The 13,286-nt window shown below is 32.5% G+C and carries 5 protein-coding genes; all 5 read left to right on the top strand.

The features are described from left to right. Positions 1–247 precede the first annotated feature (247 nt). A complete protein-coding gene (locus HMPREF9129_RS10780) occupies positions 248–4,429 on the top strand; it encodes an InlB B-repeat-containing protein (RefSeq protein ID WP_004822602.1) in 4,182 nt (1,393 codons plus the stop codon). Further along, entirely contained in the window at positions 4,426–5,814 is a 1,389-nt protein-coding gene (locus HMPREF9129_RS12080; protein WP_257009254.1) for a rhodanese-like domain-containing protein, read from the top strand. Before HMPREF9129_RS10780 ends, HMPREF9129_RS12080 begins: the two co-directional genes overlap by 4 nt. A gap of 31 nt (positions 5,815–5,845) precedes the next feature. Then, the gene (locus HMPREF9129_RS08595) at positions 5,846–11,014 is read left to right on the top strand and encodes a S8 family serine peptidase (protein ID WP_040552935.1); all 5,169 of its coding nucleotides are present in this window, start codon (positions 5,846–5,848) and stop codon (positions 11,012–11,014) included. Positions 11,015–11,055: 41 nt separating this feature from the next. Next, complete coding sequence (locus tag HMPREF9129_RS08600; RefSeq protein WP_257009255.1) at positions 11,056–11,577, top strand: S-layer homology domain-containing protein; 522 nt, start codon at positions 11,056–11,058, stop codon at positions 11,575–11,577. 692 nt (positions 11,578–12,269) lie between these two features. Beyond that, positions 12,270–12,968, top strand: coding sequence for a CPBP family intramembrane glutamic endopeptidase (locus HMPREF9129_RS08605; protein ID WP_040552936.1), 699 nt, complete (start codon positions 12,270–12,272; stop codon positions 12,966–12,968). The last annotated feature ends 318 nt before the right edge of the window (positions 12,969–13,286 follow it).

Here is a 13,286-nt window from a genome sequence, read left to right on the forward strand (position 1 = left end):
GTGGATACGTGCCGCCCCTACGCTTTAATATTGATATTTTTATGAATGCACATTCTTCTTTTGGATTGGTGCGGTTTTACCGTCACATTCGTTATTTTAAAATGGTTAAAATTTTTTAATTTATTATCATTTTAACTAGAAATAATAATAAATTAAAAGCTAATATATTGACAAAAGCGATAAAGTGTGATATTACATAAATGATAGTAATTATCAAAATATAAAAGGAAGGAGACATTCATTTACAATGAAAAAATTATGGTCAATATTATTAGTTTTTTGTATTTTGTTTTCGTGTTTTAGTCCGAGTGCTGCATTTGCAAGCCAAAACAAACAGGAAAACGATAAAGTAGAAAAACTGGTGAAAAAGGGGATCATCCAAGGTGATGAAAAGGGTGATTTAAAGTTAAATGAAGTAATCACCAGAAGTGAGCTTATAAAAATTGTAGTTTATTCTTTAGGATTGGAAGATTTAGCAAAGAATTTGCAATCTCAAAAGGGAAAATTTCCGGATGTCGGCACCGATCACTGGGCAAATGGGGTCATAAATGTTGCAAGCACTGTTAAAATGCCGAATGGTCAGTATCTTATAAATGGTTTTCCTGACGGACAGTTCAAACCGGAGAATAAAATAACATATCAAGAGTTTATAAAAGTTTTGGTAGTTGCAAGTAAGTTTGATCTACAATCTAATCAAATGAAAGATGCCAAATGGCCTGATAGTTATTTTAATTGGGCAAAGGAACTGAAAATCATTGGAGAGGGAACCGGAGTTGAAAATTTAACACCGAGTGCCGATGCAATTAGAAATATTGTGTTTAATGCTCTTTACAATGCTCTTGATAAAATGGAAGAGACTAAATCCAAACTAAAAGAAGAGAGTTTGAGAAAAGCAAAAGAAAATTTGAGAAAAGGCATACGTGACGATAAAGAAACAACTCATAAACATACTACTTCCGGGAGTTCAAATGCATGGTTCGGATGGTGGGGTTCTTCAAGTGGAAGCAGCTCTTCAAGCGGAGGAAGTTCTTCAAGTGGAAGCAGCTCTTCAAGCGGAGGAAGTTCTTCAAGTGGAAGCACTCCTTCAAAACCGGTGACACCTTCAAAACCGGTAACACCTGCAAAGGAATTCACAGTTAGCTTTAATGTCAACGGTGGAAGTGGAAATATGGCGAGTGTTAAAGTTGAAAAGGGAAAAGAATATACACTTCCTGCCAATGCATTTAAACCGGCAGACGGAAAAGAATTTAAAGCTTGGGAAGTTGACGGAACTGAAAAGCAAGTTGGAGATAAGATAAGTATAAATAAAGATATTGAAGTAAAAGCTCTTTGGAAGGAAAAAGAGGATTCTCCATTAACACCTGCAAAGAAATTCACAGTTAGCTTTAACTCAAACGGTGGAGGCGGAAGTATGGCAAGTGTAGTAGTTGATAAAGATAAATCATATACATTGCCTGGAAATAAATTTACAGCACCTCAAAATAAAGAATTTAAAGCTTGGGAAGTTGATAAAGTAGAAAAACAAGTTGGAGATAAGATAAGTATAAATAAAGATATTGAAGTAAAAGCTCTTTGGAAGGAAAAAGGAACTCCTACTCCTAAACCAACTGGAAAAGCTTACATAATTGAAACGGATTTTTCAAATGGATTTTTCCAAGTTAAAGTCAATGGCAAGGATGATGAAGAAAGCGACGAAGAAGTTATTAAAGCAAGAGCGGGAGAGAAAGTTAACATTACATTTAATGCACCAACAACAGCCAAAAAAGTGTTTGATAAATTTGTGGTTCTAGAAGGTAATGTAAAAATTGAAAATGCTGACCAAAAGAACGGAGCATACTTTACAATGCCTGAGAGTAATGTAAAGATCGGAGTGAAAGTTAGGGACAAGACTTCAACACCTAATCCAACACCTGGTCCAACACCTAATCCAACACCTAATCCAACACCTGGTCCAACACCTAATCCAACACCTAATCCAACACCTAATCCAACACCTAACCCTAACCCTAACCCAGGCGAAGGCGTTGTTGTTAGAAATGCCAAGGTATCGCTTCGTCTCATTCAAAGAAGCAGAGATGAAAAAGGTATTCTAGATTTTGAAAATAATGGAGAACAAAACTACAAATATTTTGGATTTAAAACAGGTCAAAAATATGGTGAACTGGGGAATGGTGATAATGGCAAAAGCATGTTGGAAACCATAGAAAGTCTAGCTAATAAAAAAGGATTTAAATACTTCTATATTGAAAAAAACAATCCAAATGGAGATTCATTTAAAATAAAAATAGGCGGACCAAAAGAACTAAAAGAACTTGTAGCCATTCCTGAACATTTCCATGGATCATCTATAACAGAGGACACTGTATATATATATGCATATGTAAACATCTATGATGATGCAGAACTTCCTGTTGGGAAAGAAGTCCCAGATACACCAAAACCGCTACCAAAACCTGAACCTAAACCGGATACACCAAGTGAAGAGGGATTAAATCCTGGTAATCCTAATATGGCAGAAGATCCGAATTTGCCAAAAGATTTTGATGGAACTGTAACAGTTTATGTTGAAGGTTTGCTTGGTGATTCTAAAGATATGAAAGTTGGTCAAAAGTTTGGAAGTGACGAAGATGTAAAAAATGCAATTCAAAAACCAAAAGTTCCTGAAGGTCAAGAAGTTAAAGCTTGGAGAGTTAAAAGAACAGGTCAGGAATTTACAATTAAACAGATATTAGAAGCTCAAATAAATAGAAATATGGTTGAGTATGAGTATGATGGTGAATTTGGAGAAGTAGTTCTTAAATTAGAACTTGTTACACAACTCAAAGGTGTGGAAGACCCAAAAACTGTTTTGAAATTAGAAGTAGAAAAAGCTAGTGCAATTGATTTGAGTAAGTACACAGATAAATCTGCACAAAGGCTTAAAGATACTATTGAAAGAACTGAGGGTTTGCAAAAAAAAGAAAATATAAAAACAGATGCAGTTACAGCTGAATTATTTAATTTGAAAGAATTTACAGAGGGACTTGTAGATAAAAACGATAATTTTAAGGTAAAAGGTTTGTCGTCATCTTATGCTGCTCCTCAAGTACATGTATTATTCGGTACTGATAAATATATAGAAAAGTGGAAAGATGCAAAGTTTGACCGTTTTGATTCAGAAAAAACCAATAAAGAGTACGGAGATAAAGCAGCGGACACTTATATGCCATCTCACTATAGAGAATTGAATTTTACGAATGGAACTGAAATTCAAGTACAAAAAAATTCCAACATCTATATTAAAGTTCAAACCAAGTATGGTGATGAACCTTTAAAGAAGATTGAAGTAAATGGAAAAGAAATTGAGTTTAAAATAAATCAAAAAGATCTTACAGCAATTGAAACGGAAGCAATAAAAATAAAAGTAGATAAGGATATTACAATAGAGACTTATTATGGAAAAGAAAATAAGTTGGGCAATGAAGACGATACGCCAAAGGCACCTTATGCAGTAACAGTAGGATATCTTGAATGGGCAAGTGCAGAGAGAGACAAGAGTGCAGTTAATAAAATGGACGGAGATATTGAATTAGGTATTTCACAAGGGGCTACTATTATAGAAGGACAAAATTTTGAAACAAATGGTAAAGTCTTGAGAGTATTAGAAGAATATGCAGCAAGAGATGATTTTAGATATTTCTATATTGAAAAGTGGAAAAAAGGTGAAAAGGTAAACTTTGGTCAGGAACAGCGCTTTACTTTAGAAGAACTGAAAAAAGAAAAACTGCATGGCAGAATGCAATGTGTTCAATGTAGCGGTTCAGTTGTAAATATAGTTGGCGTATTTAATTATAATGATTCATTAAAGGATCTTATAGATATAGCAAAAAAAATTGAAGGCAATGAAGAATTAAAAAGTGCCCTAAAAGCTGCAGAAAATGAAATTATAAGTGAAAATAGAACTAAAAAATCTGTAAAAATTAAATATAATGCCTTAAAGGAAGTTGTATTGAAAGCAGATCCAAGTGCTTTAGACAAGAAAAAAAATGTTGAAAAAGAAATTGAAGATGAAGTTATTGGTAAAAAAGTTGCCTTATATCTATATGAATATATAGATGGTTTTAACCAAGGACAATTTGTAGCAAAAGATTTAAATTTCAATATAGGGAAATCTTATGGAGAAGCTACCCAAGAATTTTTGGATAAGTTAAAAGAATTGTCTGAAAAACAGACTTTTGAATATTTCTATATATTTAAAGATAAACACTTGGGAAATATTTCAAATTTAAGTTTAGACAATATAAAAAATCTAATAGCAGTAGAAGAGCATGAATTTGGAGGAAATTATCCAGATCAAATATATATCTATGCAAGACAAAATCCGGAGAAAAAAAAACTAAAGAATTACTCTATCAAGAAATTGACACTGAAAGAGGAGAAAAACTTATAAATAAAAATAAGAATAATTCTGATTTTGTAATTTTTGATGTCAGAACAAAGGGAGAGTATGATGAAAGTCATATAAAGGGCTCCATTCAATCTAATTTCTATAATAGAGCAGAATTTGAAAGCTATTTAAAAACTCTTGATAAAGATAAAACTTATCTAATCTATTGTAGAACAGATAATAGGTCTAAAGAAGCTGCAAAACTTATGCAGGGAAAGGGATTTAATAATATTTATGTAATGCTAGGCGGAATGACTAAATGGCTAATAGGGGATAAGGAACATGTATCTGCAAAATTTGAAAAAAAGTTAAGTGTAAATCTTAAATCACTTACGACTGAAATAAATAAAGTAAAGGTAGAGGTGAAGGTATTAGATCCTAACTTAAATGCAAGAGTTAAAAGTAAAGTAAAAATTGAAATACTTGAAGATAATAACTTAAAACATGAAGAGGATTTTGATATGAATAATAAAGAGGTAATAACAAAAGAGTTTATACTTAATGTTGCAGATACAAGTTCTTTTACCATTAAAGCAACGGCTAGTGAAGATGGATGGGAAGATGGAATTGCAACAATTCCTGTGTCATCAAGAAATGTAGAGTTTAAATCTTTTGACGAAGTAAAGGAGTCTAAATTTTTTATTCACTTTAAACAAAATGATCGTGAAAAAACTCAAATCAAAAAAGTTTATGGTAATGATGTGACGAATTACAATGCAAGAAATTATGAAAATGAAGTAATTACTTTGAAGGACATTTTAAATAAAGATAAGAAAACTATGTTATTATTTGGCTACCCAGGTTGTGGCGGTTGCAAAACAATGATGGAGGAAATGTCTAATTTAATTAGTAAATATCCTAAGTTTACAGAGAAATATAACTTCTATGTAGTTGTAACTTCTGTAGAAGAAAACACAAATGATACAATTGAACTTACTAATAAAACTTTAGATGAAATGGGTGCCGGAAATTTAAAGGAAGTTGCACTCTATGACTCTGAAACTAAGATTTGGGCATCTAAACTGGGTCTTAAAACAACTCCTAATATACTACTCTTAGATGAGGCGGGAAGAATTGTAAATCTTTCTCCTCAACTTAGTCAAAATGGATTAAAAGATCTTTTTAAGAAAACTTTTAATGATGATATTGAGGTAGTAAATGATGAAAATCAGGCATACGATATTTACACTGAAGGAGGGGATTCGTGGCCGTATAAAGCAAAAGCTGGAAGAGAAGTAGCTTTATATGCAAATGAAAATGAAAAGAGAAAATTTGTGCGTTGGGAATCCAACCGTCCTGAAAAAGTGACATTTAATAACCCGAACTCAAAAAAAACAAGCTTTATAATGCCGGATATTGAGGTAATTATAAGAGCAGTTTACAAATGATATTTAGACAATAAAAGGAGAAAGTATCTAGATGAAAAGAAGAATTATTTCTTTGATGCTAGCTATTATTATAATATGTGGCTCAGGCACCTCTGCGCTTGCAGCCACTGCAGCGTCTCTAATAAAAGAGAGAGAAATAACTAGTGTAAATGAAAATGATAAAAAACAGAGTGTGAGTGAAGAGGAATTAAAAGAAGAATTTCCTCTGATCGCAAATTATTTAAAGTCTCAAACTATTGAGAAAAGGAATAATGGAATAGTTACTATGATAGTTAAGTTCGACAAAGCAGATAGGGAAAAAGCTCTTGCAGAACTTAAAAAAATTCCTAATTTAAAAGTAAAGTATGAGTACAATCTAGTGTTTGACGGAGCGGCAATTGAAGTTCCGGAAGTTGAGTTGAAGAAAATTTTTGAGATTGATGAAGTAGATCAGGCAATTGAATCTCAACCTGTTGAACCGGCTATGACAGATGCTAGAAAAGTCATAAAGCTTGTAGATTCTATAAAGAATGAAAAAATAAATAAGAAGTATAAGTTTGACGGTAGAGGCATGGTTATAGCCTCTATCGATTCAGGCGCAGATTTAGAACATAAAGATTTGCAAATGAGTGATGATTTTTTTAATAAGTATGCAAAAATTAAAACCGTAGATCAAACAGGACATTTTACAAATAAAGTACCGCATGGATTTAATTATTGTGATGCGAATTTTGAACTGGAGGATAATTTCTTTGCTCCACATGGGCAACATATTGCAGGAATACTGGCCGGCAGCGCGAGTGAAGAAGATGCGGAAAAAGGCTTAGGTATAAGAGGAGTTGCGCCGGGAGCACAACTTCTTGTCTATAGAATTTTTGCAGATGGGCAAGATAAGGATGGTTATACACCGACTTCGGGAGATGATGCAGTATATCATGCAATGGAAGATGCCATTAAACATGGTGCTGATGTCATCAGTTTGAGTATTGGTGATCCGGGAGTGGGCAGACGTGGAGACTTATATGATACAGCCATAAGAAATGCACAAGAATATGGGGTTGCCGTTTCTGTTTCAATGGGTAATTATGGGGCGTCTTCATCAAGTAGCACTTTTGATAATTATACAAATAATGCTTTTGGGAATGTAGATACTTCAATGACAGTTAGTGGAGCGGCAAATCCTTATGCAATAGGGGTGGCAGCATCTAGGAATACCGGAGCGCTTTATCCTACAGTGGAACTTAATGGTAAAGACTATCCGGTAGCGCCGATAGGGGAAAGATTTGAATTTCCTGAAACATTTGAGAAGTTTGAAGCCAAAGAATATGAAGTTTACTATTTAGGACGTGCAGATGCTGAAATATTTAAAAAATTTGAAAATAAACTTGATGGTAAAGTAGTTGCAGTTGCAAGAGATATGGACAATAATAATCTCCCTTATCAAAAATTAGATAAAGCTAGATTATATGGTGCAATTGGGTTTATTCTTGTCAATGACATCATGAATAAAAATAGAGACACATTTATGGAAGAAGTGCCAACCGGTTTTGAGAGAATTAGCCAAAAAGCACTTAAAGCATCTGAAGGTATGGACCCAATTCTTACTATCGGTATAAGTGGAAATGCGGGTAAAGAACTTTTTAATTTAAGTAATGATAATGTTGAAAGATTAAAACCAATAGATGAACCTTTTAAAATAAAAATAAAAACAAAAGAGTATAAAACTCGTGCAGCTTTCTTAGATGAAACTGCAATTTCCGGTTTTTCAGCATGGGGTCCGAACAATCAATTGGAATTAAAGCCGGATATCACAGCTCCGGGGCAAGAAATTATTTCTCTTGGAAATAACCACAATGGAAAAAATTATTATGTACAAATGTCAGGGACTTCAATGTCTCAACCTGTTATAGCAGGTGTAACGGCACTTTTATATTCTAAGATTCAAGAGGATATGCAAAGTGTATTAATACAACCTAAAAACCATAAGATTTTAAGGGATAGAGCGGTTCCAAAGATTCCTGAAGAAATTGGCAAGTATACAAGATCGGAACTTGCAAAATTTTTAATGATGTCGACTGCTCGTCCTATGAGAGATAAGAAAGTTCCGGTTGGAGATACATTTTTAGAGAGTTCGCCTAGACATCAAGGTGCGGGACAAGTAAATGTTGAGAATGCTTTTTCGACCAATGTATTTTTATCACATGAGGGTAGACCTTCAGTTTCTTTAAAGGAGATAAAAGAAACCACAAAATTTACGGTTGATTTAAATAACTTCTCAAATACAGATCAAGTATTTAACATCAAAACGGGAAATGTAATAACTGATAATATTGTTTCTGTACAAAAACAAAAATCCGGCGGGGGATATGATGATGTACACGAAATTCATCCAAAAGTAGTGGATGGGGCCAGCATTACTCCAAGTGTACAAACTATAAAAGTACCTGCTAATTCAAAAGCAAGTGTAAGCTTTACATTAAAAGCTGTATCGGATGGCAAAGATAAATTTGTAGAAGGGTTTATTTATTTTGAATCTCAAAACAATGAACAACCAAGTTTGAGTATACCTTATATGGGTTTCTTGGGTGATTGGGGCAAAGAGAGAATTGTCGATCTTCCTGAATGGGACAGTAATTCAAAATCTAAGCTTACAACAGTTTTAGAGGCTTCACAATCACATGATGGTGCTGAAGGTCAAATGAAAAAGCTTGGAATTGATGGTATGATTCCAAATAATAAAACGGTAAATCCGGATATGATTGCCACAAATGGATATGAAGTTATACCGAGAATAATTGCATTAAGAGATGCAAATGATTATAAAATTTCAGTTGTAAATGAAAATAAAGAAGTAGTACAAGTATTACAAAAGGGGAATTTCTATAAAAAATATATTCATGCTCACTATTTAGAACGTGATTGGTATAAGCCGATAGTATCAAATCCTGATTATTCATTGGGCTGGAGAGGAACTGTATTAAATAAAAATTGGAAACCTGGTAGAACTGATTTTGTAAAAGAGCTCCCGGATGGACAATACTATTTCAAACTTGAATTTAGATCTTCTGAAAATCATGATTATCAAGTAGATTATTTACCAATCAAACTTGACAGACAAAAACCGGAAATTAAAAAAGAGAATATTCAAATTGATAAAGCTAATAAAACTCTTACTGTTACGATTGATGATAATTTTGGAATTTCATATATAAAAGGATCTCTGGATGGAAAAGCTATAACCTTTGAAAGGGTTGATGATCAAAGCAAATACAAAAAGTTTGTAGCTAAAGAATTTAATCTAAGTGAAAATTCTACTAACAAATTAAATATTCAAGCTACAGATTTTGCTAAGAATAGTACAGGGATAGAAGTTTCTCTTGAAGGTAGTTCTGCGTCTATTCTTGATGAAAGACAAATTTCTAATGAAGCTCTAGATAAAGCTGCGGAAAATATAGAATCCATGGGAAGAGAGAAATTAACCAACAAAGATCATTCAGTAGTAAAGAGTAAAATTATGGCACATGCCGAGTTAGATGATGAGGGAAGAGAAGTAATGTATCCGAGTGTCTTTGCTGCATGGACTGCATTTTCACCTGATTCTATTTCGAGAAATAAGAATATAGAACCCGGAAATTTATCGGATATAGAAAATGAACCTTATAGAATAAAAATTCAATACTATGGTATGGAAGGCGACGTTATGAGTGTAACTTCATATAATCCTGCAAAGAAGGGTTATGAGCCTCTTCGTGAGCCGAATCTCAGAGAGTATCCTAAAGAATACAAATTTGAGGGAAATGGGTATGGTGAACTTTATGCTGTGCTATATGAAGGATTTAACTCTGTAAACTTAAAAATAGTTGATAAGGACGGGAAAGTAATAACAAATCGCGGTTATACTTTCAGTTTAGACGCAAAAGGGCCTGAACTTGAATTGTATAATGTAAAATTACCTGAGGACATGGGAGGAGATAAGAGGGCTGAAATATTCTTCCCTAGTGAAAATTATACTTTAGAAGGAAAAGTCTTTGACGATTCCAGCGAGATATATGCAAAAGTTGATGATGTATCTGTTTTTTCATGGGATCTATTTGGAGAAAATCATCGAGAAAAGAGATTTAAACATCAAGGACACTCAAAAGATGGCGAGATGTTAACTATAGAAGTTGGCGACAAATTTGGGACTTCTGAAAAACATCAATTTGTAACCAAAATTGACAGTGAAGCTCCTATTGCACAGATTAAAGATAAAAACAGTTTAACTCCTGAATCTAAAATTGAGTATACTGCTGAGGATAAGGGCGGATCCGGAGTATGGCAACAAAAATTATTGGTAAATGGCAAAGAGTATAAGAATGATGAAATCAAAAATTATGAAGTAGAAGGTGAACCGGGCAAGTACTTTATATATTTAGAAGTTAAAGACTTAGCCGGAAATACATCTACAGATTCTCATACTATAAACTTAGAGGATACTCTTCCAACTCTTAAACTAAAGAAGAACAATGTACATTCAAATGAAGTAGAAAAATTAGAATCTGCTTTTGAAATTCCTAATGGCATAGAGGCAAGCTACATTGAATATGCGGATAAATATGAATCTGCAAAATTGGATGATGAATGGCATGACAGAGATACTATAAAACCTTATAGGTTGGCTGATAGGATGGTTCTTAGAAGCTCAGGAGAACATGAATTAAATGTATTGGTAAAGGATAAATTTGGAAGAAGCCAAGTTCAAACTTTTAAAGTAAATATAACTGATGGTAACGAAACTTCTGCTGGAGATAAACCGCAACCAAAACCGATAGATCCGAAACCACAACCGGGTAGCCTTACTAAAGAAGAACTTGCAAGTTCTGTAACTTTGAAGAAAACTAAATTTATTTCTGAAGAGTTTAGAGGAATTAGTCAGGAATTGAATTATCCTGTCGGTGCAAAATTAGAACTTCTAACTGAAAAATTTGAGACTATTATACCGGGTCATAAGATATTTAAAGTTAGAATTACTAAAGATGGAGTAAGTGTAGAGAAGACATTTGAAATAGATATAGTTGAAAAACCAAGCACAGAAAAACCAAGGGTTGATACTGATAACAGTAATAATAACTTTGGTGGAAGTTTCTATTTCAAACCGTCAATTTCTGCTGCTAGACATCATGCAAATGCAAAAGTGGTGGATTTAACTAAAAATGTAAATGAAAAAGAAAAAATAAAGTAGAAGAAAAGAAAGTAACAAATACAAGCAGCGTACTGCAAGATATTCAAAACCACTGGGCAAGAGCAGCTATAGAATTCGGTTTGTCTAAAGGATATTTTGAAGGAGTAGGAGATAACAAATTTGATCCGGACAGAGGCATGACAAGAGGAGAATTTGTAACAGTTCTTGGAAGAATTCAAAAAATTGATAAGAGTAAATACCAAAATTCTAAGTTCTCAGATGTAAAACAAGGCGAATTTTATGCACCATATGTGAACTGGGCAAGTGAAACGGGAATAGTCAACGGAGTGGGAAATGATAAATTTAATCCAAATGATGTTATGACTAGAGAACAAATGGCTGTAATAATGGCTAGATATTTAAAAGTTGCAGGAGTCACAGTTCAGAACGGTGGAAATTCAGAATTTAAAGACAGTGCTAAGATTTCAAGCTGGGCCAAGGATGCAGTTGAAGAACTTGCAAAAGCTAAGATTGTAAACGGAATGGAAGACGGGACATTCAGTCCAAAAACACCATTTACAAGAGCTCAAGTAGCTCAAGTGCTATATAATATCTACAAATAAAAGGAATAGACTTTAGAGTTTATTGAAGTGATATTATTGATTTTTGATATAAATTGTCTTTAAAATAGTGGTGTGCAGAATAGATTATTCTACTCTGCGCATCACTTTTTTATTAAGTATTTATATTTACACAAATTTTATAAGTTGTAAAATTTTGTGTATAGAAACCTCTTGATTATGATAGAGAAAAACTAATCAAGAGGAATTTTATTGCCAATAGAGGGAAAGATAGAAATATTAAACGGAATATCTAAGAGGTTAAGAGAATAGTATCAACATAAAAATATTCGGGATTTACAAAATGTCATTAAAGACTTTTTAGTAGATGTTAAGGTATAAGATTTTTTGTTGACAAAAGAGTAGACGAGATGAAATAATAAAATATCGTCTGTATTTTTATATATTTATATGTTCACTGGGCTGTGAGTTCTTTATTTAACCAGGGTTTTACAAATATTATTTAATCTGTTGTAATCTCAAAAGTTTATTTATGAGTATAGGAAAGGTAATATTAGAAGACCAAAATGATTTATTGTCTTTAATTACTGATTATCATTGGGAATGTGGTGACAGATGTCTTGTGAACCGGTATTGTATGCTATTTTTATAAGAAGATTAAAATAGTAGGAAATTTTTAAAAATATGAATGTTGAAAGGGAGGTAAATGTTTAGTTTTATTAAACATCACAAACATGAAGAGATTTTATAGTATAGCGATAATTTACACAATTATCATGGGGATAGGTATTTTTATATGCAAAAATTTTAAAGATGTATCTTATTTGGATTCAAATTTTATCAATACCTTTATGCCTTTTTTAATAATATTGGCCATATTTTCTATAATTTGTTATAAAAAATGTAAGAAAAAGATAGATGAATATAGGCCGAGATATACAGCTTTTATGTTGCTTTTTGTTCCTGTTATGTTAATAAGTTTATTTACAATAGTGCAGAAATTTGAGCTATCTAAATCATTTTTTATTCCATTAATAGGAGCATTATTAGTTGGACTAAATGAAGAACTTATCTATAGAGGAGTTATTTTTTCAAATGCAGCAGAAAAAAGGGGAATTACAAAAGCTGTTTTTATATCATCATTGACTTTTTCTTTGCTACATGCGGTTAATATCTTGGGAGGGTTAAGCCCTGCAAGTGTTATTACACAATTAATAACCACCTTTATTGCAGGTATATTTCTTTCTCTCAGTTATAAAAATATAAAAAATATATGGTTAATTGTAGTTTATCATGGCCTTTGGGATTATATATCTTTAAGCGGAATAGGCAAGGTTTATCCTATTATTGATACAATAATAGTTGTTCTTATGATAATAGAAATAATAGTAAGTTTATTTATGTTGAGAAATATTAGAAAGAATGTCGTTTAAAATAAAGGTGTGAAATTTAAAGATTTATATTATTATTTTAGATGATAATATATATTTGATAAAGAAATAGGAAGCAACTTGTAAAATGAGTTTAATCACAAACAAATTATTACAGAGAAAAGCTTAAAATAAGTTGGATAGATGTAACTTGGGATACTACCAAAAAGATAATAATCAAAAGTATTTTCACACGGTGTAAACCTTTAAAACAAAGCAGACAAATCAATATCGGCACTTACTATTACAGCTGCTATCATATCTTTGCATTGCGAATACTTTTTTAATCAAAGTTTTAAAATCAAAAATTTATAAAATAAT

The sequence above is a fragment of the Peptoniphilus indolicus ATCC 29427 genome (assembly GCF_000227315.1).
In the GTDB taxonomy this organism is placed as follows: domain Bacteria; phylum Bacillota; class Clostridia; order Tissierellales; family Peptoniphilaceae; genus Peptoniphilus; species Peptoniphilus indolicus.

Bases quoted from the DNA above. Each gene is read 5' to 3' on its own strand.
- HMPREF9129_RS10780 (WP_004822602.1), top strand. From the start codon at position 248: ATGAAAAAATTATGGTCAATATTATTAGTTTTTTGTATTTTGTTTTCG.
- HMPREF9129_RS08595 (WP_040552935.1), top strand. From the start codon at position 5,846: ATGAAAAGAAGAATTATTTCTTTGATGCTAGCTATTATTATAATATGT.
- HMPREF9129_RS08605 (WP_040552936.1), top strand. From the start codon at position 12,270: ATGAAGAGATTTTATAGTATAGCGATAATTTACACAATTATCATGGGG.